Origin of the sequence: Lysobacter sp. H23M47 (genome assembly GCF_015209765.1) — a bacterium.
GTDB lineage: Bacteria > Pseudomonadota > Gammaproteobacteria > Xanthomonadales > Xanthomonadaceae > Novilysobacter > Novilysobacter avium.
The window spans coordinates 2,250,690-2,267,020 of the sequence record NZ_CP063658.1; the positions used below are offsets into that span (position 1 = coordinate 2,250,690).

A 16,331-nucleotide genomic window follows, 5' to 3' on the forward strand; every position below is an offset into this window, starting at 1 on the left:
GTCTGACATGAAACACCGTACCGGCCCCGCCATCACGATCGATGTGACCACGCGCTACCTGGATGAGCAATCCGAGCCTGCCAACGGCCACTTCCTGTTCGCCTATACGATCCGGATCGGCAACGCCGGCGATGAATCGGCGCAACTGGTCTCGCGTCGCTGGGTGATCACTGACGCCAACGGCAAGGTCGATCGGGTCGAGGGCGACGGCGTGGTGGGCGAGCAGCCTTGGCTGCATCCCGGCGAAGGTTTCGAGTACACCTCCGGCGCGATGCTGGACACCGACCTGGGGACGATGGAAGGCAGCTACACAATGGTCACCGGTGATGGCACCCGTTTCGAGGTCCCGATACCCGCGTTCACCCTGACCGTGCCGCGCACCCTTCACTGATGGCAGGTCCGGCATGAGTGTCTGGGCCATCGGCGATCTGCAGGGCTGTTACGACGAATTGCAGCGCCTGCTGGAGCGCATCGCCTTCGATCCGGCCAGTGACCGCCTGTGGTTTTGCGGCGACCTGGTAAATCGCGGTGGCCAATCGCTGGAAACGCTGCGCCTGGTCCATTCCCTGCGCGCCAACTCCAGCGTCGTGCTGGGCAACCACGACCTGTCACTTCTGGCCATTGGTGAGCGCCGCGAGGAAGACCAGCGCAAGGTCAACGCCGACCTGCAGCGAGTGGTGTTCGCGCCCGATCGCGACGAGCTGCTGACGTGGTTGCGCATGCAGGAGATGGTGCACATCGACCGCGAGCTGGGCTGGATGATGATCCACGCCGGACTCGCACCGAAATGGACCACGCAGCTGGCGGAAAAGCACGGCCGCGAGGTCGAGGCGGCCCTGCGTGGCGACCAGTACCGGCAGTTGCTCAGGCACATGTACGGCGACGGCCCGGCGTGGAATCCGCGCCTGGGCGGGATCGATCGCCACCGCGCGATCATCAACCTGCTGACCCGCATGCGCTACTGCTCACCCAAGGGCCGGATCGCCTACGAGGAGAAAGGCGTCCCCGGTACCCAGCCCCCGGGCCTGTACCCCTGGTACGCAGTTCCCGGGCGCGTCGAGCGCGACCTCAAGATCGTCTGCGGGCACTGGTCGGCGCTGGACCTGTTCATCGGCCATGGCGTGCACGCGATCGACACCGGTGCCGTCTGGGGCGGCAAACTGACCGCGCTGCAGCTGGACACCGGCGAGTTGCGGGTCGTGCAGGTGCCCGGACGCGACAAGCCCGCACCACCGCCGAGGCCGCGTCATCGCTCACGACCGCAGCGTGCGCCGCAGACATCGCAGAAGTAGGTCCGGCGGCGACGGCACGTCGAAGCATCGGAGCCACGGAATGCGCCGTCTCAGGGCTTGCGCACGTACTCTACGAACTCGAACGCAAACCGGTGCCGCTCATCCGCCGGCTGTGACTCGCGCGAGGTGACGGTCCAGTTGTTCGCGTCGAAGGCCGGAAAGAACGCATCTGCATCTTCCACAGCCGTGTCGACGTGGGTCAGCTGCAGCTGCGTCGCGATCGGCAGGCACAGCGCGTAGACCTCGCCGCCGCCGATCACGCACAGCGCAACGGTTCCCCCGCTCCGCGCGGCGGTGATTGCCTCATGCACGCTGCCCACGGCCTCCATGCCCGGAAACGGGGCGCGACCGCTGCGGGTCAGCACCAGGTTGCGTCGCCCGGGGAGCGCCCTGCCCAGCGACTCGGCGGTCTTGCGGCCCATCAGCAGGGTCTTGCCCAAGGTCAACGCCTTGAAGCGTTTCAGATCGTCCGGCAGCCGCCAGGGCAGGTCATTGTCGCGCCCGATCGCGCCGTTGCGGTCCAGCGCCGCGACCAGCACCACCGGCGGGTTCACACCGCCACCGGCGCCTTGATGGCGGGCATCGGATCGTAGTCCTCGATGCTGATGTCATCGATGCTGAAGTCGAATATGCCGGTCACTTCCGGGCGGAGCGTCAGGCGCGGCAGTGCGCGCGGCTCCCGCGACAGCTGTTCGCGCGCCTGCTCGAAGTGGTTCGAATACAGGTGCGCATCGCCGAGGGTATAGACGAAGTCGCCGACCTCCAGCCCGCACACCTGCGCCACCATGTGGGTCAGCAGGGCGTAGCTGGCGATATTGAAGGGCACGCCCAGGAAGATGTCGCCGCTGCGCTGGTAGAGCTGGCAGCTGAGCCTGCCGTTGACCACGTAGAACTGGAACAGCGTGTGGCACGGCATCAACGCCATCTGCGGCAGCTCGGCGACATTCCACGCCGACACGATCAGCCGCCGCGAGTCCGGATTGCGCCGGATCTCGTCGACCACCCACTGGATCTGGTCGACCTCGATCCCGTCCGCTCCCGCCCAACGCCGCCACTGCTTGCCGTACACCGGGCCCAGCTCGCCAGCCTCATCGGCCCATTCGTCCCAGATGCGCACCCGGTTCTCGCGCAGGTAGCCGATATTGGTATCGCCCTGCAGGAACCACAAAAGCTCATGGATGATCGAGCGCAGGTGCAGCTTCTTGGTCGTGACCAGCGGGAACCCGGCGGCAAGATCAAAGCGCATCTGCCAGCCGAACACGCTACGGGTGCCGGTGCCCGTGCGATCGGATTTTTCATCGCCGCGCTCGAGCACATGGCGCATCAGATCCAGATACTGGCGCATCTCAGGCTCCCGGGGCAGCCGGCTGGACCGTGGGCGAACGCCGCGACAGCCACAGGCAGAACAGTCCCAGCACGATCAGTGGCAGGCTCAGGACCTGGCCCATGGTCAGCCAGCCAAACGCGAGGTAGCCCAGTTGCACGTCGGGCACGCGCACGAATTCGACGAGGAATCGGAAGCTGCCGTACAGCAGCAGGAACAGTCCCAACACCGCATAGCGCGGCCGCGGCTTGCGCGAGAACCACCAGACCAGGCAGAACGTCACCAGCCCCTCGAGGAACGCCTGATAGAGCTGGGACGGATGGCGGGCGAACCCGTCCAGCGCCCCGCTGGCGAACTGCGCTTGCAACCGCTCCGCGCTCCAGCCGGCGAATTCCGGCGCCCGCGGAAACACCACGCCCCAGTCGGCGCCGGTGGGTTTGCCCCACAACTCGCCGCCGATGTAGTTGCCCAGCCGGCCCAGACCCAGGCCGGCCGGCACCAGCGGCACGACAAAGTCGGCCACATCGAAGAAATGCTGGTGCTGCTTGCGCGACCACCACAGACCGGCGGCGGCGACGCCGAGCAGGCCACCGTGGAAACTCATCCCGCCCTCCCATATCCGCAGCAGCATCAGCGGATCCTTCACCAGATCGGCAAACCCGTAGAACAGCACGTAGCCGATGCGGCCACCGAGGACGACGCCCAGCATCCCGTAGAACAGCAGGTCACCGAACGCCTGCTCGGTGACACCAGGCAGCCGCCCGGCGCGGATCCGCCGCACGCCAAGCCACCACGCGATGCCAAAGCCGAGCAGGTACATCACGCCGTACCAGTGGATGTGCAGTGGGCCGAGGCTGAGGGCGATCGGGTCGATTTGATGCAGGATGATCATTGAGTCGCTGGAGTCCGGTCGAAGTGGGGCTGCGTCGCCTATTGTCGCCGCTGTCGGCGCGATTTACAGGCGGTGGGGCTGATTGGACAGCTGGTTGTCGTCCGCTTGCCCCGGAATGGCCGGGAAGGCGCCCGCCATCAGGGTCGAAAGCGCATCCACGCCGCCGAGGATCGCGGCCTCCGCGTCGCCGGCCTGCAGGTGCTGCTCGATCAAGCCGCATGCCTGGCGCCACTGGGCCGGTTCAACCCGGCCGTCAAAGCCGCGATCGGCGACCACTTCGATCCGGTGCTCCGCCAGCAGCAGGTAGAGGAGTACGCCGTTGTTGTCCCTTGTGTCCCACACGCCCAACTGCCCGAACAGCTCGCGCGCCCGTTCTCGCGCACTCACGCCGGCAAGTACCGCCCGCAGTTTCAGCGCCGGCTCCACCGCAAAGCACAGTTCGCCGCTATGCCGCTGCTCGCCTGCCGCGATCGCCGTGGCAATGCGCGCCATGACCGGGTCGGGAAACCAGCGTCGGCTCGAGGGTGGGAAGAGGTGCCGGAACCAACGCATCAGCAAAGCCCAGAGTTATGGATTGAATGCATCACCAACTGCCCGAGGCGCCACCGCCTCCGCTCATTCCGCCACCGCCGCTCCATCCACCACCGCCCCCCATGCCTCCACCCCCACCCCAGCCGCCGCCGCCCAGCCCGCCGCCGCCCAGGCCACCAAAGCCGCCCCGGCGGGCGAAGCCACCACCGCCGGAACCGGCGAGCGCGAGCACCAGCCCCATCACCGCGCCGATGCCGCCGATCACCAGCAACGAGGACAACAGCCATGCGACGCCGCCTGCCGCGGCCGCTCCGGCCACGCCGCGGATCGGCTTGGGCGCGCGACCGAACATGCCCGCCACCATCCGCGCGACGATGAAGGCGGCCATCAGCGCGAACAGCCAGTTCCCGCCTCCCGCGTCCGGGCGGTTGTCGGCCATCGGTGCCGGCAGGGGCTCGCCATTGATGAGGCTTGTCAGTGCAGCGGTCGCCTCGACAATTCCGCCGGCGTAGTCGTCGCGCCGGAAGTGGGGAACAAGGTATTCCTGGATCACCCGGCTGGCCGTGGCATCCGGGATCGCACCCTCCAGGCCGTAGCCGACTTCAATGCGGGCGCGGCGATCGGCCTTGGCTACAATCAGCAAGACCCCGTCGTCGACCTTGCCGCGGCCCAGCTTCCACTCGTCGTAGACGCGGGTGGCGTACTGGGCAATGTCTTCCGGCGAAGTGGTTGGCACCACCAGCACCTGCAGCTGACTGCCCTTGCGATCGCGCAGCGCGACCGCCTGGGCTTCCAGCTGCTGCCGTGTCGCCGCGTCGATGGTGCCGGTGGTATCGACCACGGGCGAGTCCAGCGCCGGCACCGGCGCCAGCGTTTGTGCGTGCAGCACCCCGGCCGCGAAGAAGAGCGCCAGCATCCAGACCCGGCATGCCAGCGAACGGAAATTCCGGCGCTTCGTTGGCCCACCCAGGTTCATGCAAGCCGCGCGGACTGGACGAGGCGCACGAACGCAATATCAACCATTGGCAGGCGCGGGAGCCGGCGCAGGCTGGCCGAAGTCGACCTCCGGCGGACGCTGGATTTCCTGCACGTTGTCGACCGTGAAGTTGGGCTTGGGCTTGTAGCCGAATACCTTGGCCGTCAGGTTGGTCGGAAACTGGCGGATATAGGTGTTGAAGTCCTGCACGGTCTGGATGTAGCGCTGGCGCTCGACCGTGATCCGGTTCTCGGTGCCTTCCAGCTGCGCCTGCAACTGCAGGAAACTCTGGTCCGCCTTCAGGTCGGGGTAGTTCTCGCTGACCATCAGCAGTCGGCCGATCGCACTCTGCAACTGGCCCTGGGCCTGCTGGAACTGCTCCAGTGACGCCGGGTCGTCGGTATCGACGTTGATGCTGCCGACCCGGGCGCGCGCCTCCGTCACCTGGGTCAGCACCTGCTGTTCGTGGCTCGCGTAGCCCTTCACCGTTGCGACCAGGTTTGGCACCAGGTCGGCGCGGCGCTGGTAGACGTTGAGCACCTGTGACCAGGCGGCATCCACCGCCTCGTCCTTCTGCTGGATGGTGTTGTAGCCGCAACCGCTGAGCAAGGTCGCCAGCACGAGCAGAAGCAAAATGCGCATGGAAGTACTCCGTTCAGGTCAATACCGGCATTGCACCACCCGGGACCGGGGGGTGCAATGGGCGCGCCGTGAAGTGCGCGCCCCCGCGCATCGCGAGCCCCGCGCGCAGGCGGATTACTCGCCAAGCTCGCGCAGGGTGGCCCGGCGCTTCGCCCAGAGGTTGAGCCCTTCCACCAGCGCCGAGAAGCCCATCGAGCCGTAGATGTAGCCCTTCGGAATGTGGATACCGAGACCATCCAGCAACAGGTAGGCACCGATCAGGACGATGAAGGCCAGCGCCAGCATCTTCACGGTCGGATTGCGGTCGATGAAGCGGCCCAACGGCGTGGCCGCGAACAGCATCACCACAACCGCCAGCAGGATGGCGGCGACCATGATCCAGGTGTGGTTGGCCATGCCCACTGCGGCGATCACCGAGTCGAGCGAGAAAACGATATCGATCACCGCGATCTGCGCCATCACCATGCCAAAGGTCGCGACAGGCTTGGCCGGCAGGCCATCGGACTCCTCGCCGCCGAAGATCGAGTCGCGGATCTCCATCGTGCCCTTCACCAGCAGGAAGATGCCGCCGACGATCAGGACCAGGTCGCGGACCGAAATTCCCTCGCCGAAGAGCTCGAACAGCGGCGTCTTCAGTCCCGCCAGCCAGGCCAGCGCCAACAGAAGGACAATGCGGCTAACGCACGCGACCGCGATTCCCAGCTTGCGTGCCTTCTCCCGGATTTCCACCGGCAACCGGCTCACCGCGATCGAAATGAACACCAGGTTGTCGATGCCCAGCACGATCTCGATCGCGCTCAGGGTCATCAGGGTGATCCAGACGTCCGGATCCATCAGCATTTCAATCACGGGGATTTCCTAGGTTCGGCAGGGAACGTGGCGCAAGGGTAATAACTGAGGGTGCGCGCGGGACTATCAACCCCCGGCCGATCAGTCCGTGCCGGCAAGAAGACGCGGCAGCAGGATCAGCGACCAGGTCATCAGCACGTTCATCATCAGCACGAACACGGCCGCCGAGCCCATGTCCTTGGCCCGACCGATCAACTCATGGTGCTGGTTGCCGAAGCGCTCGATCACCGCCTCAATGGCGGAATTGATGAGCTCGGCCGCCAGTACCAGCAGCATCGTGCCGACCAGCAGGACCCTCTCGACCCCGGTGGCTCCGAGCCAGAGCGCAATCGGTGCCAGCAGCACGAAGGCGCACACCTCCAGGCGGAAAGAAGACTCATGCAGCCAGGCCGCTTTCAGCCCCTGGATCGACCATTGGCCCGCCTTGATCACCCCACGTGGCCCGCGCGGGACATGGCCATACCGGTCCGCCATCTCAGCGCGCCACGGGGACGGCAACGAGGCCAGAAGGGATGCAGCGCCAAAGCCTCAACATCGAGCTCATCATCGATAACGGACCGCGGCGGCGCCGCAACAAGCGCAGAAGTCTGCCACATCGACCCATACCGCGTCTGTCCGACCATCCCAAACCTGGCGTGGTGGCAGCAATCTACTCCTCGAAAATCGCCACGCCGCGGCTGCCATCGGGCCTGATCCAGGCGCGGTACATCGTGCCGCTGTTGAAGGGCATGGCGATGTTGCCGTCCCGGTCCAGGGCGATCGCGCCACCGTCGCCGCCTGCAGCCGGCACGATCCGGTTGACCACTTCCTCGGCCGCATCCGCCAGCGAATCCCCGCGGTAGGCGACGCGTGCGCAGATGTCGTGGGCGACGGCATTGCGGATGTAGAACTCGCCCCAGCCTGTGCCGGAGACGCCGCAACGGTCATCGGCCCAAGTGCCCGCGCCGATGATCGGCGCATCGCCGACCCGTCCCCATTTCTTGTTGGTCATGCCGCCGGTGCTGGTCGCCGCGGCGATGTGGCCGTGCCGGTCCAGCGCCACCGCTCCGACAGTGCCGAAGTACCGGCCCGGCTCATCGCCGATGACTGTACGTGCCTGCGCCTTGCGCTGTGCCGCGTCCAGCTGCCGCCGGCGCTTGTCCGTGTCAAACCACCGGTTGGGAACGCGCTCGATCTCGGGCTGTGTATCGGCGAACGCCTCCGCGCCACGACCGGCAAGCATCACGTGCGCGGAGTGGTCCATCACCGCGCGGGCCAGCGCGATCGGGCTGCGCACGGTGGTGACTCCCGCCACCGCTCCGGCGCGGCGGGTGTGGCCTTCCATGATCGAGGCGTCCAGTTCGTGTCCGCCTTCGGCATTGAACACGGCGCCCTTGCCGGCATTGAACCGCGGCGACTCCTCCAGCACGTGCACGGCCGCCTGCACCGCGTCCAGCGCGGCTCCACCACTGGAGAGGACCGCGTTGCCTGCATCCAGGGCGGCGTCCAGATCCGCGCGGGCGGCCTTCTCGTCCTCGGCGCTCAGCGCGTCGCGGGCCACGTACCCCGCCCCGCCGTGGATCACCAAAGCGGTGTGTGGAGTGGCCGGCCCGTGGCTCGTTGGCGCCTGCTGCGCTCCGGTGGCCGGGGCGGCAAGGCCCAACACGAGAGCCGGCAACACAAGACAGGTGCGCATCGCGAGATCCCCGCTGAGAGAGCGACGAGGATAACGCGAGCCGTCGCACTATTGCTGCCGCAGCGCCTCGATCGGGTCCAGCAGGGACGCCTTGCGCGCCGGGTAGTAGCCGAAGAACAGCCCGGTCGCGATGGAGAACCCGGCCGCGAGCAGGATCACCTGCGCGTTGAGCACCACCGGCAGGGCACCGAACTTGCCGACCAGCAGCGCGCCGGCGATCCCGATCGCAATCCCCACGGCGCCACCGATCAGCGATATCAGCATCGCCTCGGCGAGGAACTGGGAGCGGATATCCGAAGGTCCGGCGCCCACCGCCATGCGCAGGCCGATCTCGCGGATCCGCTCGGTCACCGAGACCAGCATGATGTTCATGATGCCGATGCCGCCAACGATCAGCGAGATGGTTGCCACCGCCGCCAGCAGCAGCGACATCAGGCGCGTGGTCTGGCTGCGCGCCTCGACGATTTCGGCGATGTTGCGGACGCGGAAGTCATCGTCCGCGCCCGGCTGCAGCTTGTGGCGCTGGCGCAGCAGGGATTCAATCTGCTCCTGCGCCCACGCCAGGTCATCCGCGCGCGCGACCCCGACCGCGATCTGCTGCACCGCGCCCGGCGGCAGGCCCATCGCTCCCATCAGCCGGCGCCGACCGGTTTCCAACGGCACCAGCATCACGTCGTCCTGGTCCTGGCCGAAGCCGCCCTGCCCCTTGGGCGCCAGCACGCCCACAACGGTGAAGGGAACACGGCCGATGCGTACGCTCTGACCCACCGGGTCCTCGTCTCCGAACAGCGACCGACGCACCGTCTCCCCCAGGATCACCGACTTGCTGCTGCCGCTGTAGTCGCGTACATCGAACGCGGTGCCCAGCGCGATCCGCCAGCCCTCCAGATCGAAGTAGTCCGGCTGTACGCCGTACCAGCTTGCCGCCCAGTTGTTCTCGGCAAATACCACCTGGGTGCTGCCGCGCAGGGCGGCCGCGACGTACTGCACCTCCGGGATCTCCTCGCGGATGGCGTCCGCGTCGTCTGCCGTGAGGGTGTAGGCGCTGCCGGCGCTCATCCGCACGCCGCCGGCGCCGCGGCCGGAATTGGAACTGATGTCCAGTCGATTGGATCCCAGCCCGGACACCAGCTTGTCGATCTGCGCCTGGGTGCCCTGGCCAACGGACACCATCACGATCACTGCGGCGATGCCGATGATCACCCCCAGCGACGTCAGCGCGCTGCGCAGCCAGTTGCCGCGCAGGGCGAAGATGGCCGTCCGCAGGACCTCGGTGAAATTCATGCCGGCGCTCCGTGCTCATGCAGTTCACCGTCGTGCATGACGAACGTGCGGTCCGCGTGCGCGGCCACCTCCGGGTCATGGGTGATGAGGATCACGGTGTGGTCGTCGTCGCGAAGCTGCTTGAACAGCGCCAGGATCTCCTCACCGGTCTTGCTGTCCAGCGCGCCGGTGGGCTCGTCGGCCAGCAGGATCGGCGGACGGTTGATCAGGGCGCGGGCGATCGCCACGCGTTGCTGCTGGCCGCCGGACAGCTCACTGGGCCGGTGCTGCTCGCGGCTGCCCAGCCCCACCGCCGCCAGCGCAGCGTGCGCGCGCTGCGCGCGCTCGGCAGCCGGTACGTTGGCATAGCCCATGGGCATGGCCACGTTCTCCAGCGCGCTCATTCGCGGCAGCAGGTTGAAGCCCTGGAAGACGAAACCGATCTTGTCCCGGCGCAGGACGGCCCGCTCTTCTGCGTCCAGGGTAGCGATGTCGACGCCATCGCAGTGGTAGGTTCCCGTGCTTGGACTGTCCAGGCAGCCCAGAAGGTTCATCAGCGTCGACTTGCCCGAGCCGGACGGACCCATGATGGCAACGAATTCGCCGCGCTCGATCCGCAGATCGACGTCGCGCAACGCGACCACCTCGGCCTGGGTACCCGGCGAGTAGACCTTGCCCAGTCCGCGGGTCTGGATCACCGCGACGGGAGCGCTCATCGTGCCGGTCGCCCGCTGCCGATGATCACCTGGTCGCCTTGGGCGATATCCCCAGACACCTCGGTCCAGCTGCCATCGCTGACACCGAGCCGCACGGTGATCGGCTTCGGCTTGCCAGCCACCAGCAGGTACAGCGGGGCGCGACGGGCGGCGAGCAGCGAGGCCAGCTCGCCATCCCAGCGAGCCTTCTTCTCATCCGACAGCGTCTCGCGGAAGGCGGCGAACTGCTGGGTGAAGCGCTCCTGCATGCGTTGCCGCATCGCGCCGCTGTTGCCGGCGCCGGCATTGGCTCCCCCGCGAGGCGGTCCCATCATGGGCGGTCCGCCAGCGGGAGGACGAGCCGCCGCAGGTGCGCGGGCGGCGGCGCGCTCGCGCATGGTCCCCAGCGCCTCATCGAAGGCAGACTGCTGGTCGGCGTCGAGCTCAAGCGCGGCCGCAATGCGGGGCAACTCCTCGGTGGGGCTGCTGCGGGTGGCGGTGGGCGCCGCAGCCGCATCACCCTCGGCGGGCTTGTAACGCAGTGCCGCGTTGGGGACCCGCAGCACGTCGTCGCGCCGGCTCACCTCGATCTCCGCGATGGCGGTCATCCCCGGGAGCAGGATCTGGTCGGGGTTGTCGACCGACACCACGACGGGATAGGTGATCACGTTGTTGGTGTTGGTGGCCGACAGGCGCACCTGCTGCACGCTGCCTCGGAACTGTCGATCCGGGAATGCGTCAACCCCGAACGACACCCCCTGGCCGGTCTTGACCTGGCCGATGTCGGCCTCGTCGATGGCCAGAACGATCTCCATCTTGGAGAGGTCCTCGGCGATCTGGAACAGCACCGGTGCCTGCAGGCTGGCAGCCACCGTCTGGCCGGGTTCGACGGTCCGGGTCAGCACCACGCCGTCCACCGGAGAACGGATCCCGGTGCGCTCCAGGTTGAGCTGCGAGGTGCGGGTTGACGCACGCTGCTGAGTGATCTGCGCCTGCGCGGACTGCACCTGCGCCCGTGCCTGGTCGCGCGCGGCGCGCGCCAGGTCGATGTCGCTTCTCGCCACCATCTGGCGCTCCCCCAGTTCGGATTTGCGGCGGAAATCGGCCTCGGCGTTGGCGGCCGCGGCGCGGGCGGTCGCCAGGCCGGCCTGCGCGGCCTGGACGGCGGCATTCCCCTGCGCGATCTGGGCATCGAACGTGCTTGGATCGATCCGGGCAATGACCTGCCCCTTGCTTACGGTGTCATTGAAGTCGGCGAGGACCTCGGTGACCAGACCGGAGATCTGGCTGCCCACGTCGACGGTGGAGATCGCGCCGAGCGTGCCTGTAGCCGAGATGCCGACCCGGACATCGCCGCGCTCAGCGGTGGCGGTCCGGTAGTCGCCGGCGCCCGCGTCGGCTCCGCGCTTTTGCCACACATACGCGCCCGCCACGACGAGCAAGATCAACCCGCCAGCGACAAGAATTCGACGCCATGGCCTGGGCGATCGGCGGGAAGCGGATGTTGTGCGGGCGGCTGCAGTCATCGTTGGCGTCGTCAATCCGGGGAGTCAACGCGTCAACGTTCGAGAAGGCCATCGGTTGACCGCCATCGGACTCTCGCTCACGGCGCCACCGATCAGGGAACCAGCCGGATCGTCGCCGTGGTGCCCTTGCCGGGCTGACTACGCAGATTGACGGACCAGCCCACGCGGTCGCCAAGGCGGCGGGTAATCGCAAGCCCCATTCCCTTGCGATCCTCGTGGGCGATGTCCGCACGGTAGAACGGCGTGAACGCTTTGGCCAGGGTTGCCGGATCCATGCCGATGCCGCTGTCGATCACCTCGATCTGATCGGCTGACATGCGCACCTGGATCCGGCCCAGGTGGGTGAAGTGCGCCGCGTTGCTGAGCAGGTTGCCAACCATCACAGCGAGGACGTGCGGGGACCCGACCACGGCCGGTGCACCTTCATCGAGCACCTCGATCGAGACGGGCTTGTCGGCCAGGCGCGGCTGCATCCGCTCCACCTGGTCGCGCACCACCTCGGCCACGTCGAACTCCCGGTCCTGTGGACCAACATCGGTTTCGCGGGCGAGGATCAGGAATGCGTCGATCACCGCCTCCATGTCGCGCCCGGCACGCTGCACGCGGGCCAACGAACGACTGGTGGCCGGCAGTGTGTTCGGGTCCGCCAGCAGCATGTCTGTCGCCATGCGGATGACGGTCAGGGGCGTGCGCAGTTCGTGGCTGGCGTCGCGGGTGAAGTCACGCTCGCGCTGTACGAACTCGGCGACGCGGTCGGTCAGGCCCACCAAGGCCTCGGCAAGCTGCTGCACCTCCACGCCGGAATCGCGCGGCAGGCTGCCGGCCTTGATCGCCGTCACGTCGGATTCGCGCGGATCCCAACGCGAGACCACCCCGGCCAGCCAGCTGACCGGCGCGACCAGCCGCTTGGATGTGCGGTAGGTCAGCCAGGTCACCAGATACGTGGCCAGAAGCGACAACACGAGCGAGACAAGCCCGGTCAGGCCGATGGCCCGATCGATATGACCCGATTCAAAGCTCAGGTAGAAGGTGTCAGCCCCCCGTGTCTCGACCAGAACCACTTCATCGATGGAGCGCTCGCGGAACGCGCGGTCGGGCCGCGGCGCAACAGGTGGCGTCACGCGATGACGCCCCGCAGACAGACCGCGCATGTACTCCGGGACCGCGCGCTGGCCGGCACCCGCGGGCACGATGTAGCCGGTAAGCGTCGCGGTCTTCGGCAGCGGGTAGGCCGGATCGGCCGCACGACCGGCCCAGAACGTGTCCGCTTCGGCATCCAGTCGCTCGCTTATGACGCTGTCGCGCACGATCAGGCCCGTCACCAGCACGCCAGCGGTGATGACGATGCTGGCGATCGCCGCCTGCATGAGGAACGCCAGCTTGATCCGGCGCGGCAGTCCAGGACTCATTGAGGCAACCGCAGAATCATTCCTGCGGCTGCGAGATGTCCGCCACGCGGTAGCCGGCCGATTGCACGGTATGCAGCAACTGCTTGTCGAACGGCTTGTCGATCGTCTTGCGCAGGTTGTAGAGGTGGCTGCGCAGGGTGTCGGAATCAGGCAGGCCGTTGCCCCAGATCTCGCGCTCGATTTCCTGGCGGCTGACCACCCGTGGCGATTCGCGCATCAGGATGGTGAGCAGGCGCAGGCCAATCGGCGAGAGCTGCAGCTCACTGCCGCCACGGGTGACGCGAAGGCTCGCCGGATCCAGCACCAGATCGGCGACCTTGAGCACCTCCCCGCCGACCTGGCGACGCTCCCGCCGGATCAATGCGCGAAGGCGTGCTTCCAGTTCCTGGATGGCAAAAGGCTTGGTCAGGTAGTCGTCCGCGCCCGCCGACAGGCCGGTGAGCTTCTCGTCCAGGGTGTCGCGTGAGGTCAGCATCAGCACGGGCGTCGACTTGCGCGCTTCCTCGCGCAGCCGCTTGCACACCTCCAGCCCGTCAAGGCGCGGCAGCATCAGGTCCAGCACGATGACGTCGTAGCTGTTCTCAGCTGCGAGGCGATAGCCGTCAAGCCCGTCGGCGGCGAAGTCCACTTCGAAGCCCTTGCTCTCGAGGTATTCACCCACCATCTCGGAAATATTGCGGTTGTCCTCAATGATGAGGACCAAGCCGCCATCTTGCGTGTTCTGCATGTACGTCCCCTTGGCTTCAGTTTTGTGAAGACTGACGCCGTCCGGGTCTACAGGATGTGAAGACGAGAAGGGTTTCCCGGTACTTTCGTTGCGCCTTCACCGGCCGCCATGGGTACTGCGTTCTGTTGACTGGAACCCATCGCAGCCGGGCATGCTCAAGCGCCAGCCCAGTCCCGCCAGGGCAGCGACGTGTCACCCAATGCCACGAATCCGCCATTGAGCAGACCCGCGCGCTGGTTGTAGCGGAACGGACGTCCTTGCAGGTCATACAGGCCGCCGCCGGCGCCCTCCAGCACGGCCTGGCCGGCGGCCGTGTCCCACTCGCTGGTCGGTCCGAAACGGGGGTAGACGTCGAGTTCGCCCTGCGCAAGGAGGCAGAACTTCAATGACGAGCCAATGCCCAGCGGTTCCGTGTCACCCATGCGGTCGATGAAGTCCGAGCTGCGCTGATCGCGATGGGAGCGGCTGGCGGCCACCCGCAGCGGCGCGGTTGCCGGTGCGCGTACATCGATCGCTCGTTCGCGGCCGGCGCTGTCGCGGCGGAACGCCCCCAGTCCGGCGCCTCCGTGCCACAGCACGCCGGTTACCGGGGCCTGGACCACGCCCCAGGTCGCCACGCCACTTTCGATCAACGCGATGTTGACGGTGAACTCGCCGTTGCGCTTGATGAACTCGCGCGTCCCATCGAGTGGATCGACCATCCACAGGCGCGACCACTGGCAGCGCTCGGCGATATCGACGGCGGCCGACTCTTCCGAGAGAACAGGAATGGCAGGCGTCAGACGCGCCAGTCCATCAAGGATGCAGCGGTGCGCAGCCAGGTCGGCGGCGGTAACGGGCGATCGATCGTCCTTCTGCTCGATGTCGAATGCACCTTCGTACACCTGCAAGATTTCCGCAGCAGCCTGATCGGCAATACGGATAACGCGCTCACGAAGTGCAGGCTCGATCATGTTGTTCCTCCCGGGTCGGTCGGCACGCCGCGTGCACGCGGATCAGCCATGCATGCGCAACCATTCGCGCACGATGAACAAGGCCGCCATGCTCCGACCTTCGGAGAAATCCTCGCGCAGGACCAGCTCGTGCAACGCGTCCAGTCGCCACGGCACCACTTCCAGCGGTTCCGGCTCATCGCCTGGCAGCCGCTCCTCGTAGAGATCACGGGCGAGGATCACGTGCGCCGAATGACTCATATAGGACGGCGCCAGGGTCAGCTCGCGCAGGTTGAGCAGCGAATGCGCGCCGTAGCCGGCCTCTTCCTTCAACTCGCGATTGCCCGCCTCTACCGGGGTTTCGCCTGCGTCGATGCGGCCCTTGACCAGGCCCAGCTCATAGCGGTGGACGCCAGCGGCATACTCGCGGACCAGCAGTACCGTTTCCGCGTCCAGTAGCGGCACCACGACCACGGCGCCGTGCCCGCGTCCGTGCATGCGCTGGAACCTGCGCCGTTCGCCGTTGCTGAATTCCAGGTCGAGATCTTCGACCCGGTATGGCCCGACGTCGCTCTCGACGACGCGGTGGATGATCGGCAGCTTGCGCGTCATGGATGCGAGCCGTGAGGCGGCGCGGCTCGGCGCGGAAAGACGATAATGGAGGAATGACTGATAGAGATCACGATCCCACGATGCTAGCAGAGCCCGGCGACCGCGCCGCGCGCCGGCTGTTGCGCACGCCTGTCCGCCACCGGACTTTCGCGGCGCTCGCATGCGACTGACCCGGGTCTACGTGGAGATGCCGCTGGCGGTTGGCGCTGAGCTGGCCCTGCCCGACGGCCCTGGGGCCCATCTGGCGAGAGTGTTGCGTCTGGCGGTGGGCGGCCGCTGCGTCCTGTTCAACGGAGATGGGCAGGACTATCCGGCGATCGTCACCGCGGCCGGCAAGCGCGAGCTGCGGGTGCGCCTGGATGCGCCGGTCGCGGTCGATAACGAGTCATCACTGCGGATCGTGTTGTTGCAAGGAGTTGCGCGCGGGGAAAAGATGGACCTGATCCTGCAGAAAGCCACCGAACTGGGGGTGGCGGAGGTGCGCCCTCTGGTTTCGCAGCGAAGCGAGGTGAAGCTCGATGCTGCCCGCGCGGCGCGCCGTCTCACCCACTGGCAGGGCGTCGTCATCGCTGCGTGCGAGCAATGCGGGCGCGCCCGGGTCCCTCTGGTAGCGGCTCCCCTGCCGCTGTCAGCCGTGCTGGCCGGACTCGGCACGTCGCCGCACCGTGAGCGGGTACATCGGGCAGACGATCTGCGATGGCTGCTGGATCCGGACGGAGATCTCGCCATCAGGGACCTGCCCATCGCGAACGGCGTTACCGAAGTCGTCCTTGCCGTTGGCCCGGAGGGCGGCTGGTCACCGGATGATCGTGGGCAACTGCTTGCGGCGGGATTTGGCGGGCTGCGCCTTGGCCCGCGGATCCTGCGCACGGAAACGGCCGGCCTGGCGGCGATCGCCGCGTTGCAGGCGGGCTTCGGCGACCTCGGCTGAGCCCGATCGGTTCGAATTCGTTCGAGTGCATTGGGGCTCGGCAGGCACTGCGTCG

The 16,331-nt window shown here is 67.2% G+C and carries 19 protein-coding genes; 3 read left to right on the forward strand and 16 right to left on the reverse strand.

Annotated elements, in window-relative coordinates; translation table 11 throughout:
* The first annotated feature begins 7 nt into the window (after nucleotides 1–7).
* Nucleotides 8–391 (forward strand): Co2+/Mg2+ efflux protein ApaG, encoded by a 384-nt coding sequence (gene apaG, locus INQ43_RS10235; protein WP_194034161.1) that lies wholly within the window; start codon nucleotides 8–10, stop codon nucleotides 389–391.
* A gap of 13 nt (nucleotides 392–404) precedes the next feature.
* The gene (locus tag INQ43_RS10240) at nucleotides 405–1,292 is read left to right on the forward strand and encodes a symmetrical bis(5'-nucleosyl)-tetraphosphatase (protein WP_194036373.1); all 888 of its coding nucleotides are present in this window, start codon (nucleotides 405–407) and stop codon (nucleotides 1,290–1,292) included.
* Between the two features lie 50 nt (nucleotides 1,293–1,342).
* On the opposite strand, the gene INQ43_RS10245 is transcribed toward INQ43_RS10240, so the two are convergent.
* From INQ43_RS10245 to nudE, 16 genes are all read right to left on the reverse strand, one after another.
* The gene (locus tag INQ43_RS10245) at nucleotides 1,343–1,834 is read right to left on the reverse strand and encodes a dihydrofolate reductase (RefSeq protein ID WP_194037660.1); all 492 of its coding nucleotides are present in this window, start codon (nucleotides 1,832–1,834) and stop codon (nucleotides 1,343–1,345) included.
* 8 nt (nucleotides 1,835–1,842) lie between these two features.
* Nucleotides 1,843–2,637 carry a thymidylate synthase gene (locus INQ43_RS10250; protein WP_194036374.1) on the reverse strand — a complete coding sequence of 265 codons (795 nt, stop codon included), beginning with the start codon at nucleotides 2,635–2,637 and terminating at the stop codon, nucleotides 1,843–1,845.
* Nucleotide 2,638: 1 nt separating this feature from the next.
* Nucleotides 2,639–3,508 carry a prolipoprotein diacylglyceryl transferase gene (gene lgt, locus INQ43_RS10255; protein WP_194034165.1) on the reverse strand — a complete coding sequence of 290 codons (870 nt, stop codon included), beginning with the start codon at nucleotides 3,506–3,508 and terminating at the stop codon, nucleotides 2,639–2,641.
* A gap of 63 nt (nucleotides 3,509–3,571) precedes the next feature.
* Nucleotides 3,572–4,000, reverse strand: a complete 429-nt coding sequence (locus INQ43_RS10260; protein WP_228062486.1) for a TPM domain-containing protein — start codon at nucleotides 3,998–4,000, stop codon at nucleotides 3,572–3,574.
* 91 nt (nucleotides 4,001–4,091) lie between these two features.
* Nucleotides 4,092–4,955 carry a TPM domain-containing protein gene (locus tag INQ43_RS10265; protein ID WP_228062487.1) on the reverse strand — a complete coding sequence of 288 codons (864 nt, stop codon included), beginning with the start codon at nucleotides 4,953–4,955 and terminating at the stop codon, nucleotides 4,092–4,094.
* A gap of 99 nt (nucleotides 4,956–5,054) precedes the next feature.
* Nucleotides 5,055–5,657 (reverse strand): LemA family protein, encoded by a 603-nt coding sequence (locus INQ43_RS10270; protein ID WP_194034168.1) that lies wholly within the window; start codon nucleotides 5,655–5,657, stop codon nucleotides 5,055–5,057.
* Between the two features lie 114 nt (nucleotides 5,658–5,771).
* Entirely contained in the window at nucleotides 5,772–6,497 is a 726-nt protein-coding gene (locus tag INQ43_RS10275; RefSeq protein WP_194035859.1) for a TerC family protein, read from the reverse strand.
* Nucleotides 6,498–6,587: 90 nt separating this feature from the next.
* Nucleotides 6,588–6,980 carry a diacylglycerol kinase gene (locus tag INQ43_RS10280; RefSeq protein ID WP_194034169.1) on the reverse strand — a complete coding sequence of 131 codons (393 nt, stop codon included), beginning with the start codon at nucleotides 6,978–6,980 and terminating at the stop codon, nucleotides 6,588–6,590.
* Between the two features lie 175 nt (nucleotides 6,981–7,155).
* Nucleotides 7,156–8,181 carry an isoaspartyl peptidase/L-asparaginase gene (locus INQ43_RS10285; RefSeq protein ID WP_194036377.1) on the reverse strand — a complete coding sequence of 342 codons (1,026 nt, stop codon included), beginning with the start codon at nucleotides 8,179–8,181 and terminating at the stop codon, nucleotides 7,156–7,158.
* A 48-nt stretch (nucleotides 8,182–8,229) separates the two neighbouring features.
* Nucleotides 8,230–9,465, reverse strand: coding sequence for an ABC transporter permease (locus INQ43_RS10290; RefSeq protein WP_194036378.1), 1,236 nt, complete (start codon nucleotides 9,463–9,465; stop codon nucleotides 8,230–8,232).
* Complete coding sequence (locus INQ43_RS10295; RefSeq protein WP_228062488.1) at nucleotides 9,462–10,160, reverse strand: ABC transporter ATP-binding protein; 699 nt, start codon at nucleotides 10,158–10,160, stop codon at nucleotides 9,462–9,464. The genes INQ43_RS10290 and INQ43_RS10295 overlap by 4 nt, the downstream gene beginning before the upstream one ends.
* Complete coding sequence (locus INQ43_RS10300; protein ID WP_228062691.1) at nucleotides 10,157–11,572, reverse strand: efflux RND transporter periplasmic adaptor subunit; 1,416 nt, start codon at nucleotides 11,570–11,572, stop codon at nucleotides 10,157–10,159. Before INQ43_RS10300 ends, INQ43_RS10295 begins: the two co-directional genes overlap by 4 nt.
* Nucleotides 11,573–11,757: 185 nt before the next feature.
* Complete coding sequence (locus tag INQ43_RS10305) at nucleotides 11,758–13,074, reverse strand: HAMP domain-containing sensor histidine kinase (RefSeq protein ID WP_194034174.1); 1,317 nt, start codon at nucleotides 13,072–13,074, stop codon at nucleotides 11,758–11,760.
* A gap of 16 nt (nucleotides 13,075–13,090) precedes the next feature.
* Nucleotides 13,091–13,801, reverse strand: coding sequence for a response regulator transcription factor (locus INQ43_RS10310; RefSeq protein WP_043957701.1), 711 nt, complete (start codon nucleotides 13,799–13,801; stop codon nucleotides 13,091–13,093).
* Nucleotides 13,802–13,956: 155 nt separating this feature from the next.
* Nucleotides 13,957–14,754 carry a 3'(2'),5'-bisphosphate nucleotidase CysQ gene (cysQ, locus tag INQ43_RS10315; RefSeq protein WP_194036380.1) on the reverse strand — a complete coding sequence of 266 codons (798 nt, stop codon included), beginning with the start codon at nucleotides 14,752–14,754 and terminating at the stop codon, nucleotides 13,957–13,959.
* A gap of 42 nt (nucleotides 14,755–14,796) precedes the next feature.
* Entirely contained in the window at nucleotides 14,797–15,345 is a 549-nt protein-coding gene (gene nudE / locus INQ43_RS10320) for an ADP compounds hydrolase NudE (protein WP_194036381.1), read from the reverse strand.
* Nucleotides 15,346–15,505: 160 nt separating this feature from the next.
* On the opposite strand from nudE, the gene INQ43_RS10325 reads away from it, so the two are divergent.
* Nucleotides 15,506–16,276 (forward strand): 16S rRNA (uracil(1498)-N(3))-methyltransferase, encoded by a 771-nt coding sequence (locus INQ43_RS10325; protein WP_194036382.1) that lies wholly within the window; start codon nucleotides 15,506–15,508, stop codon nucleotides 16,274–16,276.
* Nucleotides 16,277–16,331 lie beyond the last annotated feature (55 nt).